The organism is Microbacterium sp. SORGH_AS_0862 (genome assembly GCF_030818795.1).
Classification (GTDB): domain Bacteria; phylum Actinomycetota; class Actinomycetes; order Actinomycetales; family Microbacteriaceae; genus Microbacterium.
Genome location: NZ_JAUTAY010000001.1, coordinates 1,890,483 through 1,909,470 on the forward strand (window position 1 = coordinate 1,890,483; position 18,988 = coordinate 1,909,470).

General features: G+C 69.1%; 20 protein-coding genes and 2 pseudogenes. 19 read left to right on the plus strand and 3 right to left on the minus strand.

Annotated features, from left to right (window positions below; genetic code table 11):
• The first annotated feature begins 7 nt into the window (after nucleotides 1-7).
• The 10 genes and pseudogenes from folP (at nucleotide 8) to lysS (ending at nucleotide 7,486) form a co-directional block, all read left to right on the plus strand.
• Entirely contained in the window at nucleotides 8-796 is a 789-nt protein-coding gene (folP, locus tag QE377_RS09130) for a dihydropteroate synthase (protein ID WP_307325927.1), read from the plus strand.
• Nucleotides 793-1,164, plus strand: a complete 372-nt coding sequence (gene folB, locus QE377_RS09135; protein ID WP_307322139.1) for a dihydroneopterin aldolase — start codon at nucleotides 793-795, stop codon at nucleotides 1,162-1,164. The genes folP and folB overlap by 4 nt, the downstream gene beginning before the upstream one ends.
• Nucleotides 1,161-1,685: a 2-amino-4-hydroxy-6-hydroxymethyldihydropteridine diphosphokinase gene (gene folK, locus QE377_RS09140; RefSeq protein ID WP_307322141.1), complete on the plus strand. Its 525-nt coding sequence runs from the start codon at nucleotides 1,161-1,163 to the stop codon at nucleotides 1,683-1,685. Before folB ends, folK begins: the two co-directional genes overlap by 4 nt.
• The gene (locus QE377_RS09145; protein ID WP_307322143.1) at nucleotides 1,682-2,173 is read left to right on the plus strand and encodes a DUF3180 domain-containing protein; all 492 of its coding nucleotides are present in this window, start codon (nucleotides 1,682-1,684) and stop codon (nucleotides 2,171-2,173) included. Before folK ends, QE377_RS09145 begins: the two co-directional genes overlap by 4 nt.
• Entirely contained in the window at nucleotides 2,121-2,705 is a 585-nt protein-coding gene (locus tag QE377_RS09150) for a PH domain-containing protein (RefSeq protein WP_307322145.1), read from the plus strand. The genes QE377_RS09145 and QE377_RS09150 overlap by 53 nt, the downstream gene beginning before the upstream one ends.
• Nucleotides 2,702-4,300, plus strand: coding sequence for a PH domain-containing protein (locus tag QE377_RS09155; protein WP_307322148.1), 1,599 nt, complete (start codon nucleotides 2,702-2,704; stop codon nucleotides 4,298-4,300). Before QE377_RS09150 ends, QE377_RS09155 begins: the two co-directional genes overlap by 4 nt.
• Nucleotides 4,297-5,004 (plus strand): Rossmann-like and DUF2520 domain-containing protein, encoded by a 708-nt coding sequence (locus QE377_RS09160; RefSeq protein WP_307322150.1) that lies wholly within the window; start codon nucleotides 4,297-4,299, stop codon nucleotides 5,002-5,004. The genes QE377_RS09155 and QE377_RS09160 overlap by 4 nt, the downstream gene beginning before the upstream one ends.
• Nucleotides 5,001-5,483, plus strand: a pseudogene (locus QE377_RS09165) (pantoate--beta-alanine ligase); the annotation flags it as partial. The gene QE377_RS09160 and the pseudogene QE377_RS09165, both read left to right, overlap by 4 nt.
• Nucleotides 5,431-5,850, plus strand: a complete 420-nt coding sequence (locus QE377_RS09170) for a pantoate--beta-alanine ligase (RefSeq protein WP_307325930.1) — start codon at nucleotides 5,431-5,433, stop codon at nucleotides 5,848-5,850. The pseudogene QE377_RS09165 and the gene QE377_RS09170, both read left to right, overlap by 53 nt.
• Nucleotides 5,851-5,923: 73 nt before the next feature.
• Complete coding sequence (lysS, locus tag QE377_RS09175; RefSeq protein ID WP_307322154.1) at nucleotides 5,924-7,486, plus strand: lysine--tRNA ligase; 1,563 nt, start codon at nucleotides 5,924-5,926, stop codon at nucleotides 7,484-7,486.
• Nucleotide 7,487: 1 nt separating this feature from the next.
• Here the strand turns inward: lysS and QE377_RS09180 are convergent, their stop codons facing one another.
• Nucleotides 7,488-8,606 (minus strand): DUF4192 family protein, encoded by a 1,119-nt coding sequence (locus QE377_RS09180; protein WP_307322158.1) that lies wholly within the window; start codon nucleotides 8,604-8,606, stop codon nucleotides 7,488-7,490.
• A 98-nt stretch (nucleotides 8,607-8,704) separates the two neighbouring features.
• Between QE377_RS09180 and QE377_RS09185 the strand changes: the two genes are divergently transcribed.
• The 4 genes and pseudogenes from QE377_RS09185 (at nucleotide 8,705) to QE377_RS09200 (ending at nucleotide 12,437) form a co-directional block, all read left to right on the plus strand.
• Nucleotides 8,705-8,887: a hypothetical protein gene (locus QE377_RS09185; protein WP_243230952.1), complete on the plus strand. Its 183-nt coding sequence runs from the start codon at nucleotides 8,705-8,707 to the stop codon at nucleotides 8,885-8,887.
• Between the two features lie 67 nt (nucleotides 8,888-8,954).
• Nucleotides 8,955-10,425, plus strand: a pseudogene (gene cls, locus QE377_RS09190) (cardiolipin synthase).
• Nucleotides 10,426-10,541: 116 nt separating this feature from the next.
• The gene (locus tag QE377_RS09195; RefSeq protein ID WP_307322160.1) at nucleotides 10,542-11,240 is read left to right on the plus strand and encodes a hypothetical protein; all 699 of its coding nucleotides are present in this window, start codon (nucleotides 10,542-10,544) and stop codon (nucleotides 11,238-11,240) included.
• Between the two features lie 252 nt (nucleotides 11,241-11,492).
• Nucleotides 11,493-12,437 carry a hypothetical protein gene (locus QE377_RS09200; protein ID WP_307322162.1) on the plus strand — a complete coding sequence of 315 codons (945 nt, stop codon included), beginning with the start codon at nucleotides 11,493-11,495 and terminating at the stop codon, nucleotides 12,435-12,437.
• A 189-nt stretch (nucleotides 12,438-12,626) separates the two neighbouring features.
• On the opposite strand, the gene QE377_RS09205 is transcribed toward QE377_RS09200, so the two are convergent.
• Together QE377_RS09205 and QE377_RS09210 are read right to left on the minus strand one after the other, a co-directional pair.
• Nucleotides 12,627-12,857, minus strand: a complete 231-nt coding sequence (locus tag QE377_RS09205) for a helix-turn-helix transcriptional regulator (RefSeq protein ID WP_234074327.1) — start codon at nucleotides 12,855-12,857, stop codon at nucleotides 12,627-12,629.
• Nucleotides 12,854-13,474, minus strand: a complete 621-nt coding sequence (locus QE377_RS09210; protein WP_307322166.1) for a hypothetical protein — start codon at nucleotides 13,472-13,474, stop codon at nucleotides 12,854-12,856. The genes QE377_RS09205 and QE377_RS09210 overlap by 4 nt, the downstream gene beginning before the upstream one ends.
• 198 nt (nucleotides 13,475-13,672) lie before the next feature.
• Here QE377_RS09210 and QE377_RS09215 point away from each other — a divergent pair, with 198 nt between their 5' ends.
• The 5 genes from QE377_RS09215 to QE377_RS09235 all read left to right on the plus strand — a co-directional run bounded on the left by QE377_RS09215 (nucleotide 13,673) and on the right by QE377_RS09235 (nucleotide 18,856).
• Nucleotides 13,673-16,198 carry an ATP-dependent Clp protease ATP-binding subunit gene (locus QE377_RS09215; protein ID WP_243230960.1) on the plus strand — a complete coding sequence of 842 codons (2,526 nt, stop codon included), beginning with the start codon at nucleotides 13,673-13,675 and terminating at the stop codon, nucleotides 16,196-16,198.
• An 82-nt stretch (nucleotides 16,199-16,280) separates the two neighbouring features.
• Nucleotides 16,281-16,784 carry an amino-acid N-acetyltransferase gene (locus tag QE377_RS09220; protein ID WP_307322170.1) on the plus strand — a complete coding sequence of 168 codons (504 nt, stop codon included), beginning with the start codon at nucleotides 16,281-16,283 and terminating at the stop codon, nucleotides 16,782-16,784.
• A gap of 57 nt (nucleotides 16,785-16,841) precedes the next feature.
• A complete protein-coding gene (locus QE377_RS09225) occupies nucleotides 16,842-17,516 on the plus strand; it encodes a hypothetical protein (RefSeq protein ID WP_307322173.1) in 675 nt (224 codons plus the stop codon).
• Between the two features lie 64 nt (nucleotides 17,517-17,580).
• A complete protein-coding gene (locus QE377_RS09230; protein ID WP_307322176.1) occupies nucleotides 17,581-18,372 on the plus strand; it encodes a TIGR04255 family protein in 792 nt (263 codons plus the stop codon).
• Between the two features lie 124 nt (nucleotides 18,373-18,496).
• Nucleotides 18,497-18,856 (plus strand): hypothetical protein, encoded by a 360-nt coding sequence (locus QE377_RS09235; protein WP_307322179.1) that lies wholly within the window; start codon nucleotides 18,497-18,499, stop codon nucleotides 18,854-18,856.
• Nucleotides 18,857-18,988 lie beyond the last annotated feature (132 nt).

Consider the following 18,988-nt stretch of genomic DNA (forward strand, 5'->3'; position numbering starts at 1 on the left):
TCTCATCATGGGCGTCGTGAACGTGACGCCCGACTCGTTCAGCGACGGGGGTCGATTCCTCGCGCACGAGGAGGCCGTGCGCCACGCGTTGCGTCTGGTGGGCGAGGGTGCCCAGATCATCGACGTGGGCGGCGAGTCCACCCGCCCCGGAGCGGAGCGCGTGGGCGTCGAGGTGGAGCAGGAGCGCATCCTGCCGGTGGTGCACGCGCTCACCGAGTCCGGGGTGACCGTGAGCGTCGACACGATGAACGCGGCGACCGCGGCCGCTGCTGTGGCTGCGGGTGCCCGCATCATCAACGACGTCTCCGGGGGTCTGTCGGATCCCTCGATCCTGGATGTGGCCGCCGACGCGAACGTGGACATCGTGCTCGGGCACTGGCGGGGCCACTCCGACGACATGTACGCCCCGGCGCAGTATCGAGACCTCGCCCGCGAGGTGACGGGAGAGCTCATCGCCCGGATGGAGGCCGCCGCATCCGCCGGAATCCCGCCGTCTCGCCTGGTGCTCGACCCGGGCGTCGGGTTCGCCAAGCGCGGCGCACAGAACTGGGAGATGCTGCGGGCCCTGCCGCAGGTGGTGGGGATCGGTCCGCGTGTGCTCGTGGGCACGAGCCGCAAACGGTTCCTCGGAGAGACGCTCGGCACGGACGATCTCGTCCGTCGCGACCGGGCCACCGCGGTCACCAGCGCTCTGTCCGCTCACGCCGGCGTCTGGGGAGTGCGCGTCCACGATGTGCAGGCCACCGCCGACGCCCTCGCGATCGCGGAGGCGTGGCGCTCGGGAGGAGCAGGATGAGCCGCGACACGATCACCCTCACCGGCCTGCGCGGCCTCGGGTTCCACGGGGTCTACGCCGATGAGAAGCGCGACGGGCAGGAGTTCGTCGTCGATGTCACGATGCGCCTGGACCTCGCCCCGGCAGCCGTGAGCGACGACGTCGCCGACACGGTGCACTACGGCGAGATCGCCGAAGACGTCGTGGCCGTCGTCACGGGCGAGCCGGTCGACCTCATCGAGACCCTCGCCGACCGCATCGCCGCGGTCGTGCTGGCGCGCCCGCTCGTCGACGAGGTCACGGTCACCGTGCACAAGCCGCAGGCGCCCATCACGGTGCCGTTCACCGACGCGGCCGTGACGATCGTGCGCGCCCGAGGCGAGCGATGAACCGCCGGCTCGCGCAGGGGTTCCAGGGGACCTCGGAGCCCGTGGCGGCAGCATCCGTCACGGCGGTGATCGCGCTGGGCTCCAACCTCGGCGACCGCGGCGCGCTGTTGAACGAGGCGGCGGCCGATCTCTCGCGGCTCCCGCTGACGACGAACGTGCGCGTCGCTCCCGTCATGGAGACCGTGGCGGTGCGTCCCGACGGACCCGACCCCGACGCGCCCCGCTACCTGAACACCGTCGCGCTGGTGGACACCCGCCTCGCCCCGTCGGTGCTGCTGGAGTTCCTCCACCGCATCGAGGCCGACCACGGCAGGCGTCGCCGCGAACGATGGGGTGATCGCACGCTCGATCTCGATCTCATCGCCCACGGCCATGTGCGCTCGGAGACGGCGACGCTGACGCTGCCGCATCCGCGCGCCGCCGAGCGCGACTTCGTCCTGCGACCCTGGCTCGCCCTCGACGCCGATGCGGTGCTGCCCGGCGTCGGCCGCGTCGCCGATCTCGTCGAGGTGCTGCCGTGAAGCGCACCTCGCCCGCATCCCTCGCGATCGCCGTCGTCCTCGGAGCGGGCGTCGGCTTCCTCATCGACCAGGTGCTGACGGCGTCCGGGCAGGCGACGTTCACCCCCGTTCTCACGCTGCCGATCCTCCTGGCCCTGCTCGGCGCGCTCGTGCTGGCGCTGGGCATCGGGGTGCGACGTGCGACGCGCGGGCGCTCGGCCGGCCCGATCGATCCGTTCCGCGCCGTGCGCATCGCGATGCTCGCCAAGGCCGCGAGCATCGTCGGTGCGGCGATGGGAGGCGTCGCGATGGGGCTCTCCGTCTTCCTGCTGACACGGCCCGTCATCCCCTCGGTAGGCTCGTTCAGCACCCTGATCGCGACGATCGTGGCCTGCGTCTTCCTCGTCGCGGCCGCTTTGGTGGCCGAGAGTCTGTGCACGATCCGGAAGGACGACGATGACGAACCCGACGCCGGGAGCCCCGGAGGCGACACCCTCTCCCACCTCTGACGAGGCGGTGCTGGATGCGGGCACATTCGACGAACTGCTCGAGTCCCGTCGAGAGGGCCTCTTCGTACGCGACGGCTCCTGGCACCAGCTCGCCCGCGCCTACCGGACCGTGCAGCTGATCTCGCTCACGGCCGCGCTCGTGCTCGTGGCCGTCGCGGCACCGATCATCGCGGCCGTCACCGGCACCGGTTGGGTGTGGATCCCGGCGGGCGTGCTGGCTGTCGTGCTGGCCGTCACCCTCATCCTGACCCCGCGTCAGATCCGCTCGTTCGGCTACCGGCTGCGCGAGAACGATCTCGTCCTGCGGCGCGGCATCCTCTTCCAGCGCGTCGTCGCCGTTCCCTACGGGCGGATGCAGCTCGTCGACATCACCCACGGTCCGCTCGATCGTGCCTTCGGCATCGCGCAGCTCAAGCTCGTGACCGCGGCCGCCGCATCCGCCGTCGTGATCCCCGGGCTCACGCAGGACGCGGCCGAGAAGCTGCGCGACGTGCTGATCGCGGTCGCGGAATCCCGGCGGACGGGACTGTGACCGAACCGGATGCGGGCCGCTCCGCGCTGAGCGACGGCGAGTGGCATCGGCTGCACCCGCTGACGCCCCTGCTCCGCGGCGGACTGTTCCTCGTGGTCGTCCTCGGCTTCGTGGTCGCCAACCTGCGGGACCGGCTGATCGAGATCTTCGCCCCCTGGCTCGCTCCCGGGTTCTCGGGCCCGGTTCCGGGCGACCCGGTGGATTACGTGCTCGGGCACGACCTGGTGCTGCTCGCGCTGGGCGTCGTGCTGCTGGTGGTCGTCGCCCTCATCCTCATCTTCTGGATGTCGTGGCGGTTCCACACCTTCCGCATCACGGGCGACGACGTCGAGGTTCGCTCCGGTGTCGTCTTCCGCACCAACCGCCGGGCGCCTCTGGACCGCGTGCAGGGCGTGAACCTCACGCGTCCTCTGGTCGCGCGCCTGCTCGGTCTCGCCAAGCTCGAAGTCGTCGGTGCGGGTCTCGACGCCAACGTGCGCCTCGAGTACCTCTCGACCTCGAACGCGGAACAGGTGCGCGCCGACATCCTGCGCCTCGCATCCGGTCGCACGCTCGGCGAGAGCCGTGCGGGCGGCGCCGGCCCCGCGACGTCGTGGCGCTCGGCGGCCGTGCAGACCGCCTCGCAGGCGATGGACTCGCTCGTGGCGGGAACCGATGAGCCCGAGGTGGAACCCGCATCCGTCGTCCGCATCCCGCCCGGGCGGGTCATCGGCTCCATGCTCCTGCGCGACTCGACCGTGGTGGTGTTGGCGATCATGATCGCGCTCGTCGTCTGGGCGGTGACCGGACCGGGATGGCTCGTGTTCGCGATCCTCCCCACGATGATCGGATTCGCGACCTACGTCGGGCGGGGAACGGTGCGTGCACTGCGCTACGCGATCGCGCCGACCGACCACGGCGTGCGCATCGTGTTCGGCATCCTCACGACCGTCACCGAGATCCTTCCGCCGGGCCGGGTGCACGCGGTGCGTGTGCACCAGCCGATCCTCTGGCGCCCCGCGGGATGGTGGACGATCACCGTCAACCGGCTGTCCGGCTCACGCGCGGGCCAGGAGGCGGCGGAGGCGTTCACCCGCGTGCTGCCGGTCGGCACCCGTGAGGACGCCGAGCGGGTCGTCGCGCTGCTGCTGCCCTGGCTCGACGACGCCGAACGCGCGCTCCTGTTCGATCGCGGTCTGCTCGGGGCCGACGACGACCCCGCCTTCACGACGACGCCGCGTCGCGCCCGCATCCTGCGCCCCGTGTCGTGGCGACGCGACGGCTTCGCCGTGACGGATGCGGCGCTGTTCCTGCGGCGCGGGAGGTTCTGGCGGTCGCTCGTCGTCGTACCGCTCGCCCGGCTGCAGTCGATCGCGTTGCAGCAGGGGCCGATCGACCGCGCCCTGCGCGTGGCGTCGGCCCGCGCGCACACCGTCGCCGGGGCGGTCGACACGAGCCTCGGCGCGATCGACCTCGAAGCGGCGCGTGGGATGTTCGAGGACGTGGCCCGTCGCGCGGTGACGGCGGCGCGCAGCGACAGGTCGCACCGGTGGTTCGTCGAGGACGCAGCGACCGTCCGACCGAGCGATCGACGAGATGAGGAGGAGAACGGATGAGGCGTGACGGCCGTCTGGGCGTCGGGGTGATCGGTGCGGGCCGGGTGGGGCCCATCATGGCGGCCGCTCTCGGCGGTGCGGGGCACGCGCTCACCGGCATCACCGCCGGCAGCGACCAGGACCGCGTCGAGGCGATCCTGCCCGGAGTGCCCGTGCTGGACGCGGCGGAGGTGCTCCGGCGCAGCGAGCTCGTCGTGCTCGCCGTTCCGCACGAGGAGCTGCCGTCGCTGGTCGCGGGCCTGGCCGAGCTCGGCGCCTGGCAGCCCGGCCAGCTCGTGCTGCACACCGACCCGGGCTACGGCACCGAGGTGCTCGCTCCCGCGCAGCGGCTCGGCGCGATCGGCCTCGCCGTGCATCCCGCGATCACCTTCACGGGGACCACGATCGACCTCCGCCAGCTCGCCGCCTCCTACGCGGCCGTCACCGCGCCGGCCGCCGTTCTGCCGATCGCGCAGGCGCTCGCGGTCGAGATCGGCTGCGAGCCGGTCGTGGTCGCCGAGGCCGACCGGCCCGCATACGCGGAGGCGATCGCGACGGCCACCGAGTTCTCTCGCGTGATCGTGCAGCAGGCGACAGGGCTGCTCGCAGGCATCGGCGTGGAGAACCCCGGCGGGTACCTGTCGGCGCTCGTGCGCTCGACGGTCGACGACGCCCTGACACGTGCGGATCCGCGCGGACCCGTGGGCGATACGATCGACGGATGATCCGCACCATCGCGGAGCTGCGCACCCGACTGGCAGACGCCAGAGCCGCGGCTCCTGAGGGCACGCGTGTCGCACTCGTCTCGACGATCGGTGCGCTCCACGACGGCCACATCGACCTCATCCGCACCGCGCGCGAGAGCGCCGGGATCGTGGTGGTCTCCTCCTTCGTGAACCCGTTGCGCTTCGCCACGCACGCCGAGTACGAGGCCTATCCGCGCACGCCCGACGCGGACGCCGCGCTGCTCGAGCGCCTCGGCGTCGACCTCGTGTTCGCTCCGGATGCGGCCGAGCTGCTGCCGGCCGGCAAGGCCACGACCAGGGTGAGCGCGGGGGATCTGGGCCTGCGCTACGAGGGACGGGTTCGCCCGTTCTACTTCGATGGACTGCTGACGGTCGAGGCGCAGCTGCTGAACCTGGTGCGTCCCGATGTCGCCGTCTACGGCGAGCGCGACCGCCAGCGCGTGTTCCTCGTGCGCCGGATGGTGCGCGAGCTCTTCTTCAACGTCGAGATCGTCGAGGCCGAGACGGTGCGCAGTGACGACGGGCGTGCCGATCTCGACGCGGCTGGACACGCTCGACGCGGCGGATCGCGCCGCTGCAGCGCTCCTGCCCCGGGCGCTCGAGGCCGCCGCATCCAACGCCGACCGCGACGTCGACGCGTGCATCGCGGCTGCGCAGAGCGCGCTGATGGGCGAGTCCCGCATCCGGCTCGAGTATCTGAACGTCGTGGACCCGGCGACGTTCCTTCCCGTCGACGAGGGCCATCAGGGGCCCGCGCTCGCCCTGATCGCCGCCTCGGTCGGGGGTCACCGCTTCGTCGACAACGCCGAGATCTTCGTGCGCTGAGCCCCTCCGGCGGCAACCGGGCACCGCAAGCGCCCCGGATAGACTTGACGGCGACTTCCGAGGAGCCCCCACGATGACCTCTCAGCCCGAGAACACCGCGCCCGCCGAGACCCCCGAAGAGGACGTCTTCGAGCAGAAGGCGGTGCGCCTGGCCAAGCGCGAGCGACTCATCGCGGAGCGGACGGATGCGGCGGGCGGAGCCTATCCCGTCTCCGTCGCCGTGACCGACACGATCCCCGCGCTGCGGGAGCGCTTCGCGCGCCTGGAGGCGGGGGAAGAGACGGGCGTCATCGCCGGCGTCGCCGGCCGCGTCGTCTTCAGCCGCAACACCGGCAAGCTCTGCTTCGCATCGCTGCAGTCGGGCGACGGCAGCCGCATCCAGGCCATGGTGTCGCTCGCCGCCGTCGGCGAGGAGTCGCTGCAGCGCTGGAAGGAGCTCGTCGACCTGGGCGACCACGTGTTCGTGCGCGGCCAGGTCATCTCCAGCCGCCGCGGTGAGCTCTCGATCATGGTCGAGGACTGGCAGATCGCGTCGAAGGCGCTGCTGCCGCTGCCGAACCTGCACTCCGAGCTGAACGAGGAGACGCGCGTGCGCTCGCGCTTCCTCGATCTCATCGTGCGCGACCAGGCGCGGGCGACCGTGCGCACCCGCGCCGCCGTCAACGCGAGCCTGCGCGAGACCTTCGCGGGACACGAGTTCATCGAGGTTGAGACGCCGATGCTGCAGGTGCAGCACGGTGGCGCATCCGCGCGTCCGTTCGTGACGCACTCCAACGCCTTCGACACGGAGCTCTACCTGCGCATCGCGCCGGAGCTGTTCCTCAAGCGCGCCGTCGTCGGCGGTCTCGACCGCGTGTTCGAGATCAACCGCAACTTCCGCAACGAGGGTGCGGACTCGACCCACAGCCCCGAGTTCGCGATGCTCGAGGCCTACGAGGCGTACAGCGACTACAACGGCATCGCCGACCTCACGCAGGAGCTCATCCAGAACGCGGCGGCGGCCACGAACCGTCTCGCCGGACGTCCCGAGGCCGGCCATGTCGTGACGTGGGCCGACGGCACCGAGTACGACCTCGGCGGCGACTGGGACCGCATCTCGATGTACGACTCGCTCAACGAGGCGCTGGCCGCATCCGAGATCGACGCCGAGCCCATCACCCCGCAGACGCCCGTCGCCGAGCTCGCCCGCATCGCCGATGCCGCCGGTGTCGACGAGCCGCCGCATGCGACCCACGGCAAGTACGTCGAAGAGCTGTGGGAGCACTTCGTCAAGACGCACCTGGTGCGCCCGACGTTCGTCATGGACTTCCCGCTCGACACCAGCCCGCTCGTGCGCGAGCACCGCTCGATCCCGGGCGTCGTCGAGAAGTGGGATCTCTACGTGCGCGGCTTCGAGCTCGCCACCGGCTACTCCGAGCTGATCGACCCCGTCATCCAGCGCGAGCGCTTCGTCGAGCAGGCGAAGCTGGCCGCGCGCGGCGACGACGAGGCCATGCGCATCGACGAGGAGTTTCTGCGGGCGATGGAGCACGGCATGCCTCCCATGGGTGGCATGGGCATGGGTATCGACCGACTGCTGATGGCCGTCACCGGTCTCGGTATCCGCGAGACCATCCTCTTCCCGCTCGTCAAGTGACTCAGCCGGGCTGAGCCCGGAACGCCCAGTCGGGCAGATGCCCCGCGTCGACCATCGACAGCACGATGAGCGAAAGGCCGTGCTCCGCGTCGATGGCGAGAGCCTGCTCGCAGTAGCGCGCCGCGTGGGTGGATCGACCGAGCGCCCAGGAGAGCCAGGCGCTCGCCGCGAGCGCGCCGGGTCGATACGCGGCGGGAGCGGATGCGGCCGCGAGACGGCACACGTCCACCGCGGCGGTGAGGCGATCGACGTCGGGGCGAGCGCCCTCGCCCATCATCCAGGCGCCCAGCTCGTCCGGATAGGCGGCGCCGGCCTCCCACTCCTGCTGCGCGACGAGGGCGGCATCCCCGCCGTGGACACCGCGCACCCAGGTGGCCAGTGCGATGTCCCGGAGAGCCGGCCGTGCCAGGCACCAGATCAGCAGCGCGAGATCCTGTACATCGGCGTGATCCGCCTCGACCGCGTCGCCCGGCGGTGTGGCGGTGCCGTGGGGCGGGATCCAGGTCTCGAAGAACGCAGGCAGATCCTCCAGGGCGAGGGAGGCGACGAGCGCGTCGGGATGGATGCGGGCGTCCGCCGGGCGCGACCCGTTCAGCACCCACTCCAGCGCGCGGGCGCACTCGGTCAAGGCCCGGCCGACCCGTTCGCTTCGCGCGAGATCGACGTGGGGCAGCGACGCTCCGGCGCCCTGGTCGCCGACAGGGCGGTGCGCGTCCGCATCCGGATCGGTCGCGACCGTGCCGCCGAGGTCGGGGTCGAGGTAGGAGCGCCAGCGTCCGGAGGCGATGTGGAGCGCATCTATGCGGCGCAGCCCGCACGCCTGCGCCCTGACCTCCAGCGCGGCGACGAGCTCCGCGTGCGTCACGCTGTCGGCGTCGTCGTCGTACACGAGCACGGCGTAGGCGTCGGTGTGCTCGACACGGCAGGCGAAGCCGATCAGGGTCGAGGCCACCGCGTCCGTGTCGGCCGCGGCGGGCGGCAGATCGACGCGCAGCCCGCCGCCGGTGCGCCCCGCACGGAAGGGGACCAGCACGATGCTTCGTCGGGGCTCGTAGCCGAGCAGTCGAGGAACCAATGAGAGGAAGTCGGCCGCATCCCGGGCCTTGATGATCGTGGTCATGCGTCGAGGCTGCGCCGTCGCAGCCGGCCGGATCAGATCGCACAGGGCGCCGCGCCGGGCCCGGCCGGTGTGGAGGAGCCGTCGCGTACCATGGAGGGGTGGAGAACATCTGGGTCGCGGCGCTGTGGTCGATTCTGCCGACCATCGTCGTGACGGCGACGTTCTTCTTCATCGTGCGTTCGATCCTGCGCATGGATCGCACCGAGCGTCGCGTCTATTCGCAGATCGAGGCCGAGGAACGCGCCAAGCGCGGCCTGCCTCCGGTCGCCTCCGACCACTGACCGCCCACCGCGCGGCCCTGGTGCACCCGGCCGCTACGCTGAGCAGGATGCGGGCGGGGGAGACCACATGATCAACATCGACATCGATCTCGGATCGTGGTGGCTGATCGCCGTCTTCGTCTTCGACGTGGTGATCCGCATCGCGGCGATCATCATCGTCCCCCCGCAACCGACGCCCCACCGCCGCCATGGCGTGGTTGCTGGCGATCTACTTCATCCCCGTGATCGGTGTCGTGCTGTTCCTGGTGATCGGCACACCGCGCCTGCCGCGCAAGCGCCGCCGCAAGCAGCGCGCGATCAACGAGTACATCCAGCAGGCCACAGCGGGCCTCGATCACGGCACGCTGCGCCCCGGGGCGCCGGGCTGGTTCACCTCGCTCGTGCGGTTGAACACGAACCTCGGCGCGATGCCGCTCTCCGGCGACAACGAGGCGCACCTCATCGCCGACTACCAGGAGAGCCTGGATGCGATGGCCGACGCCATCCGCAGCGCCCGGCGCTATGTGCACGTCGAGTTCTACATCCTCCAGGCCGACGCTTCGACCGACAACTTCTTCCGCGCGCTCGAAGAGGTCAGCGAGCGGGGCGTCACCGTGCGGGTGCTGCTGGATCACTGGGCCAACAGGGGCAAGCCGTTCTACCGGCGCACGCTGAAGCGCCTGGACGCGATGGGGGCGCAGTGGCATCTGATGCTTCCCGTGCAGCCGCTGCGCGGCAAGTATCAGCGTCCCGACCTGCGCAACCACCGCAAGCTCCTCGTCATCGACGGGGACATCGCGTTCATGGGCTCGCAGAACGTCACCGATTCGACGTACAACCTGCGCAAGAACATCCGCCGCGGCCTGCACTGGGTCGATCTGATGGTGCGCCTCGAGGGGCCCGTCGTCGGCAGCGTCAACGCGGTCTTCCTCTCCGACTGGTACAGCGAGACCGACGAACTGCTGACGGAGGAGGTCGACGAGTTCGACCTGCGTCAGGCCACCGGTGATCTCGACTGCCAGATCGTGCCGAGCGGTCCGGGGTTCGAGTTCGAGAACAACCTGCGTCTGTTCCTCGGGCTCATGTACGCGGCGAAGGAGCGGATCATCCTCGTCAGCCCGTACTTCGTGCCGGACGAGTCCATCCTCAACGCCATCACGACCGCGTGCCATCGCGGTGTCGAAGTCGAGCTGTTCGTCTCCGAGGAGGGCGACCAGGCGATGGTCTACCACGCTCAGCGCAGCTACTACGAGGTGTTGCTGCGCGCGGGTGTGCGCATCTGGATGTACCGCAAGCCGTACATCCTGCACACCAAGGCGATGACCATCGACGACGAGGTCGCGGTCATCGGATCGAGCAACATGGACATGCGCTCGTTCGGTCTGAACATGGAGATCTCGATGCTCGTGCGCGGCGAGGAGTTCGTCGATGAGATGCGGCAGGTCGAGGACCACTACCGCAACCTCAGCACCGAGCTCACGCTCGAGGAGTGGCTGCGCCAGCCCCTGCGCTCCACCGTGCTCGACAACCTCGCCCGGTTGACGTCGGCCCTGCAGTAGCGGCGATCGTGACCCGCCCGTTACCGGGCTTTCCGGTGATGCGCAGGCCGCTGCGACAGGATGAGAGTCCGCAGGCCGCATCGCGGCCGCATCCGCAGATCTCTGAGGGAGCCGTCATGCGCCGCACCACGACCCTGCTCACCATCACCGGCTCGTTGCTCATCGCCGCCGGCATGCTCACCGGATGCGCAGGCGACGCCGCGCCCGGCGAGTCCGCCGTGGCCGACCTGCAGGTGGATGCGGGCTGGGCCGACAGCGGCAGGATGATCGCGGTCGTGACCGAGGGAAGCTCCACCTGTGTGCCGGTCGCCGACACGCCCGCCTTCGCGGACGGCGTGATCACGGTGAGCCTCGACGACGCACCGGGCGATGCAGGCCGAGCCTGCACGAAGGACCTCGTGCCGCGCGTCACGCTCGTGGGCGTGCCCGAGGGCGTCGATCCCGCGCAGGCGACCCGCGTGGACGTGCGCTACGGCAACGCATCCGGCAGCGTCGAGCTGCCCGGGGTCGAGGGCCTCGCCGGCCCCGGGACGCAGACCGACTTCCTGCCGAGCGCCGGTTGGCTCACCTCGGGCGGATTCGCGCTCGTGACGTGGGGCTCCTCCTCCTGTGCGCCCGTCGTGGACACGATCACGAAGACGGCGGACGCCGAGATCACGCTCACCTTCCAGACCCCGGCCGCGGACCGCGCCTGCACGATGGATATGGCCCCGCGTGCGCTGATCGGCTCCGCCGAGGGCGTGGCCGAGGGAGTCGGTGTCGAGCTGGTGCTCGTCGGCGACACGTTCGACAACACCCGCGTCCCCGTCCTCTGACCCGTCGGCGCTGTCGGACGTCACCTACTTCGCCTGTCACAGATCGACGAAATCGGCTCGATCTGTGACAGGCGAGCGGCTGGTCCGGATGCTCCCCTGTCCCAAACCGATCGCTTCGGCTCGATCTGTGACAGGGGAATCCTGGGGATCGCGCACTGTGTGGCGCGCGTGCGTTCCTCCACACGTGCTCGCTGCGGCGTGTCGGCGTGGGGATGATCTGCCGTCGGTCCGGAGTGCCTCCAGTGTGGAGCCGTGTCAGGAGGCATCCCCCACGATCTCGGACCCGCATTTCGTGTGGGTGCCGCACGGAAACTCGGTGTTTCCGAGGCGGCGCTACGCGCGCCCGATCTGCTGCGACCGTTCCACGGGGTGCGGGCGAAGGAGCGCGAGCCCCCTGCGCAGTGGCGCGGTGGTCTGCTCGGCATCCATGAGGCTCGCCACATCGGACGAGCCTTGGATTTCGCGACTCAGATGGGCGCACATGAGTTCTTCACCCACGCGACGGCGGCGGTCCTCCTCGGGCTGCCGTTGCCGCCGCGCCTGGTTCGCGATGACGAGGTGCACGTGGGGGTCTTGGCTCCGCGGCGTCCTCCGCGGGGACGCGGCGTGGCAGGTCATCAAGCGGTCCCCGACCTCACCTCGGTGGTCCTGCATCGCGACACGGGTCTGCATCTCACCTCGCCGGCGACGACCTGGGCGATGCTGGCCGCATCCCTCCGCCATCCCTACGACGTGGTGGCCGTCGGTGACGCGGTCCTGCGCGACTGGAGGCTCGAGCCGCTGGCGTCGATTGCCGAGATGAGCCGAGCAGTGGATGCGGGACGGAGGGTGGGAGTGGCGCGTCTCCGGGAGGCGCTCCCACGTTTGCGTGCCAGGTCGGGGTCGCGACCTGAGACGTGGCTCCGGCTCACGATCATCGATGCAGGATTGCCCCAACCCGATCTGAACGTCGACGTGTTCGTGGCAGGTGAGTACGTCGCGTGCGTCGACCTCGCGTATCCGGAGCGTCGCATCGCGTTCGAGTACGAGGGTGAGCACCACCTGCGTGACCCGCGCCAGTGGGCGTCGGACATCGAGCGCTACGAGCGTCTCGCCGCGGCCGGGTGGCTCGTCATCCGTGCAACGAAGCAGGACGTCTTCGAGCAGCACGGTCGCTTCATCGCACGCGCCCGTCGAGCGCTCGCGTCGCGATGGTGATGCCACGCGGCGGTGATCGTGCTCGCCTGTCACAGATCGACGCCGATCGCGCGATCTGTGACAGGTGAGCAGAGAAATGCCTCGTTCCCCTGTCACAGATGTAGGCGAAGGCGTCGGTCTGGGACAGGGGAAGGCTGCGGCGCGAAGCGGGCGGGCGCCGGCGGCGGAGGCGGCGCGGCGCGACGGGGGTCAGTCCTGGCGGACGAGGAGGTCGCCGATCTCGCAGTCGAGGGCGCGGCAGATCGCCGACAGGGTCGAGTACCGGATCGCGCGGGCGCGGTCGTTCTTCAGCACCGACAGATTCACCACCGACACCCCCACCGTGCGCGACAGCTCCGCCAGGGTCATCCCGCGCTCGGTCAGCAGCTCGTCGAGCCGGCAGTGGACGCCGCTCGGCCCGTCGTCCTCTGCGGGGCTCATACGAGGCCCTCGGTGTCGCGCTGCAGCCGGTCGCCGACCGTGAACACGGTGCTGGCCATCGCCACGATGAAGGCGGCGAGGATGACGGGAGGCAGCTCCACGCTGATGATGGGGTTGTCGAACGTGCCCTGCGAGATGTCGCGGAACGCGTCGTTGGCGACGATGTTGCCGAAGAACGGCACGCCGAACAGCCCGGCCAGTCCCGACGCCCCCGCCGAGACGACGAGCGCCGTGTTGCGCCGGTTGAACACCCGCCCGCGCATGACCGACAGCGTCACCAGCAGGAGGCAGACGACGAGCGCGGTGACGGATGCGGCGAGCACGAGTTGCTGGAGCACCAGTGCGCCCGTGCCCGCGAGCGAGAGGGAGCTCGGCGTGATCCACGCGCGCTCCAACAGGATGTCGCGCATCGCCCCGTCGGGTCCGATGGGAGCGGCGACCGTCGTGTCGGAGAACAGCGCCTCGACGGGAATCGCCTTACCGCTGAGCGCGTCGACGATCCGCCCGATCGCGAAGAAGAGCGTGACACCGACGACCGCGATCCCTGCGCCGACGAAGATCCACATCGCGGCGATGTCGCTGCCGCGCAGCACGCGGGCCTGAGTGGGGGTGGTCATGAGGTCCTCCCTGCCATATCGAATATCGTTGTTATCGAAAAACGATATGGCATGACGGGTGTGACCGCAAGCGGCGGATGCGGTGCGCCCACGGCGAACACGGGCTTGCCGCATCCGTGCTCTGGTTAGCCTCGATGTACAGCGCGCCGGAGGGTGCGCCCGATGTTGGCGTCACCTGGCGCCGGAGGAGTAGCCGCGATGTTCGAGAGATTCACCGACCGAGCCCGTCGCGTGGTTGTGCTCGCCCAGGAAGAGGCGAAGATGCTCAACCACAACTACATCGGCACCGAGCACATCCTGCTCGGTCTCATCCATGAGGGCGAGGGCGTCGCCGCCAAGGCGCTCGAGAGCCTGGGCATCTCGCTCGACGCCGTGCGCGAGCAGGTCCAGGACATCATCGGCCAGGGTCAGCAGCAGCCGACGGGCCACATCCCCTTCACGCCGCGCGCGAAGAAGGTGCTGGAGCTGAGCCTTCGCGAGGCGCTGCAGTTGGGCCACAACTACATCGGCACCGAGCACATCCTGCTCGGCCTCATCCGCGAGGGCGAGGGTGTCGCAGCCCAGGTGCTCGTCAAGCTCGGCGCCGACCTCAACAAGGTGCGCCAGCAGGTCATCCAGCTGCTGAGCGGATACCAGGGCAAGGAGCCCGCGGGTGTCGCGACCGGTGCCGGCGAGCAGGCCACGACCGGTGCGCAGGGCGGCTCGGCCGTGCTCGACCAGTTCGGCCGCAACCTCACCCAGGCCGCGCGCGACAACAAGCTCGACCCGGTCATCGGGCGCGAGAAGGAGATCGAGCGCGTGATGCAGATCCTCTCGCGCCGCTCCAAGAACAACCCGGTCCTCATCGGTGAGCCCGGCGTCGGCAAGACCGCCGTCGTCGAAGGCCTCGCGCAGGCGATCGTGAAGGGCGACGTGCCCGAGACGCTGAAGGACAAGCAGGTCTACTCGCTCGACCTCGGCTCGCTTATCGCCGGCTCCCGCTACCGCGGCGACTTCGAGGAGCGCCTGAAGAAGGTCACGAAGGAGATCCGCACCCGCGGCGACATCATCGTCTTCATCGACGAGATCCACACGCTCGTGGGCGCGGGTGCCGCCGAAGGCGCGATCGACGCCGCATCCATCCTGAAGCCGCTGCTCGCGCGCGGTGAGCTGCAGACGATCGGTGCGACGACCCTCGACGAGTACCGCAAGCACTTCGAGAAGGATGCGGCCCTCGAGCGCCGCTTCCAGCCGATCCAGGTCGCGGAGCCGAGCCTGCCCCACGCGATCAACATCCTGAAGGGTCTGCGCGACCGGTACGAGGCGCACCACAAGGTGCAGATCACGGACGGTGCGATCGTCGCGGCCGCGAACCTCGCCGACCGCTACATCTCGGACCGCTTCCTGCCCGACAAGGCGATCGACCTGATCGACGAGGCCGGCGCCCGCCTGCGCCTGTCGATCCTCTCGAGCCCGCCGGAGCTGCGCGAGTTCGACGAGAAGATCGCCAAGGTGCGCGAGCAGAAGGAAGCCGCATCCGAGGAGCAGGACTTCGAGAAGGCCGCATCCCTGCGTGACGAGGAGAAGTCGCTCCTGGCTGAGCGTCTGCGTCTCGAGAAGCAGTGGAAGAACGGCGACGTGGCGACCACCGCGGTCGTTGACGAGGGGCTGATCGCCGAGGTGCTGGCTCAGGCCACGGGCATCCCGGTGTTCAAGCTGACCGAGGAGGAGACCAGCCGTCTCGTCTTCATGGAGAAGGCGCTGCACCAGCGCGTCATCGGCCAGGAAGAGGCGATCGCCGCCCTCAGCCGTACGATCCGTCGCCAGCGCGCCGGCCTCAAGGACCCGAAGCGTCCCAGCGGCTCGTTCATCTTCGCCGGCCCCACGGGTGTCGGAAAGACGGAGCTCGCCAAGGCGCTCGCAGAGTTCCTGTTCGACGACGAGGGTGCGCTCATCTCGCTCGACATGAGCGAGTTCGGCGAGAAGCACACCGTGTCGCGGCTGTTCGGTGCCCCTCCCGGGTTCGTCGGCTTCGAAGAGGGCGGTCAGCTCACCGAGAAGGTGCGCCGCAAGCCGTTCTCGGTGGTGCTGTTCGACGAGATCGAGAAGGCGCACCCCGACATCTTCAACTCGCTGCTGCAGATCCTCGAAGAGGGTCGCCTGACCGATGGTCAGGGCCGCGTCGTCGACTTCAAGAACACGGTGATCATCATGACCACCAACCTCGGTTCGCAGGCCATCGCCGGCGGCCCGGTCGGGTTCCAGGTCGAGGGCAACGCCCAGACCACGTACGAGCGGATGAAGGGCAAGGTCGACGAGGAGCTGAAGCGTCACTTCAAGCCCGAGTTCCTCAACCGCGTCGACGACGTCATCGTCTTCCCGCAGCTGAACAAGACGGAACTGCGCCAGATCGTGGGACTGTTCACCAAGCGTCTCGCCGAGCGCCTGCTCGACCGCGACCTCACGGTGGAGCTGTCGGATGCGGCCAAGGACCGCCTCATCGAGATCGGGTTCGACCCGACCCTCGGTGCGCGTCCGCTGCGCCGGGCGATGCAGCGCGAGGTCGAGGACCAGCTCAGCGAGAAGATCCTCCACGGCGAGCTGAACGCGGGCGACCACGTCAAGGTCGACGCCGAAGGCGGCCGGTTCACGTTCGACATCGCCCCCCGCGGGGAGAAGGTCGCGCTGGGCGCGAGCGTCGCCGGCGAGATCTCGGCCACGCCGGACATCGTCGCCGGAAGCTGACACCTCACACGCACGAAGGGCCGGATGCACACCGCATCCGGCCCTTCGGCGTACGCGCCGCATCCCGGCGTAGGGTTGCACCGTGAGCGAGTTCACCGTGCGGCCGGCGCGGACGGCAGATGTACGTGCGATCCATCGGATGCTGGAGCCGTACGTGCAGCGCCGCATCCTGCTCGGCAAGGACATCGTCGTGCTCTACGAGGCGGTGCAGCAGTTCCTGGTCGCGGAGGACGCCGACGGCGAGCTCATCGGATGCGGCGCCCTTCACGTCATGTGGGACGACCTGGGCGAGATCCGCACGCTGATCGTCGACGACGCGTGGCTGCACCGCGGCGTCGGGCGGGCGCTCGTCGAGGGGCTCGAGCAACAGGCGCGCACGCTCGGGCTGTCGCGCCTGTTCTGCCTCACGTTCGAGGTCGACTTCTTCACGCGGCGCGGCTTCGCGCCGATCGGGGAGCACGTCGTCGATCCGGACGTCTACTCGCAGCTGGTGCGCAGCCCCGACGAGGGCATCGCCGAGTTCCTCGACCTCGCGCACGTGAAGCCGAACACCCTCGGCAACACGAGGATGCTCAAGGAGCTCTGAGGTTCGCGCGCGGAGAGCCGCGGGGGCGGGGCGCCGGGTGCGACGTAGCCTGGATGCGTGAGCACTCCCACCCCGCGTCGTCGCCCGTCGAAGGCCGTGTACCGCCGTCGCCGCCTCGTCGCGCTGATCGGACTGCTGGTCGTCATCGGTCTGGTGTGGCTTTTCATCGCTCAGCCGTGGAACTCCGCCGCCGCGCCTGCGCCGGCCGCATCCAGCCCTGTCGCGACGCCGGACCCCTCCACGCCGGCCGCGACCGATGCCCCCGCGACCGACGCGCCCGCGGACGAGGCGACGGCCGGCGGCGAGCCGACGGACGCGGGCATCCCCACCTGCACCAAGGACGACGTGCGTGTGGAGGCGCTGACCAATCAGTCGACCTACGCGGCGGACGAGAACCCGCAGCTGTCGATCCGACTCACGAACACCTCGGCCGCGGACTGCACGATCAACGTCGGCACGACGAGTCAGACCTTCACCGTCACATCCGGCGAGGACACGTGGTGGCGTTCGACGGACTGCCAGAGCGAGCCGAGCGACATGGTCGTGACCCTCACCGCGGGTCAGACCGTGACCAGCGCGACGCCCATCACCTGGGACCGCACGCGCTCCGCCGTCGACACCTGCCAGAACGCGAACCGGCCCAAGGCGCCGGGTGGCGGTGCGTCGTATCACCTGGCCGTGTCGATCGGCGGCATCTCGTCCGCGCAGTCTGCGCAGTTCCTGCTGAACTAAGCGTCCAGCCCGAACGTCTCGGCGGCGAGGTCCCTATCCGAGAGAGTCAGGCTAGGCTGTCAATGTGACTGATGGCGTACCCGTCGACGTCCTGACTCGTGTTCTCGCCGATCCTCCCGTGACAGAAGCGGTCGCCGGAATCGAGTTCCGGGGTCGAGGCTTTGATGTGATCCGTCTCGTACATGAGGCGGCGCGTTGGGGTGAGGATTTTCCCATCGGTTCTGTGCAGCCCGCGCTACCTGTGACGCGCCCCGTGGGGCAGCCGGGGGCGGAGTTTGAGATGGAGTTCTTCACAGTGCCGCCGCCTCGGCTCTGGAACGCGTCTCAGGACCAGCAGTGGCTTGTGCAGTTGCAGGACGATCGACTCCTCCTGAACTGGCGCAAGGTGGACGCAGCGTGCACGTACCCGAAGTACGAGACGATCCGAACTGAGTTCGAGCGAGTGCTATCAATGCTCGATATCCCGATCGGCCAGGAGCTAGTGCCGTTGGTCGCAGAGTTCTCGTATGTGAATCACATCACCCACGACGAAGCGTCTGGTCTGCACGAGATTTATTCAGTCTTCCAGCGACCCACACAGCCTCTGCCAGGTGCGGTTGTCAGCGAGCGGTACGAGCTGGTTACCAGGGAAAGAACTGAGCTTGGTTTTGCGCAGCTCACCGTGACTATTCAGCCTGCGGCCGGAGACAACGCGACAACTCTGACCGTGTCCACAAAGTCCTTTGCAGGTTCGCAGCTAGAATCGAGTCAGATTATGGAACTGATCGATTCTGCTCACGAGGTGTCAAAGCGAGCATTCTTTGCCATCGTCTCGGACCGGGCAACCAGTAACTGGGGGGTTCAAGATGGTTCCTAGCGCCACGCTAACGCGAGAAAACTCGCTCAATACCTCACCGTCGACACTGAAATCCATGGCGCCAAGCCTGTCCCACATGGTTCCCGTCCGTCCATCAGCTGGTCGCACTCGACGGGATCTTTTGGTGTACGCACACCGCCAGTTACGTGACCTTGCGGAGCGCCAGCGCGCGGTGAATATCGAGCCATACCGGATCATCCTGAGGTTGCTCGGCCATGTCTTGACCGATGGTGCCCCTACTCCACAGATCGGGGACAACGGTGATGGTGGCGTAGCCGTTGACTGGCTGGTGGATGATGTTTCGGTGCGTCTCGATTACGAGGATGAGACAGAAATCCTGCTTACTGCTGTGCGCGGCAGGGAGCGCATCCTGTGTGACACCCTCACCAAATGGTGGGTAGAGGACGACGTGACCATCAAGCAAGCAAGGGAGCTTCTCTCAGGCCTTGCTGGGCAGGTTCGGAACCCTATCCCGCTGAGCTAAAAACCGTGCCCAGGACGAGCACCAATACTGCAGTGGATTTTGCGGTGCAAACCGATGAAGAACTGGTTCGGAGGTTCAACGACGCAGACCCAGCCCACTACGACTCGGTCCTCAGGGACGAAGGAGCTGGTG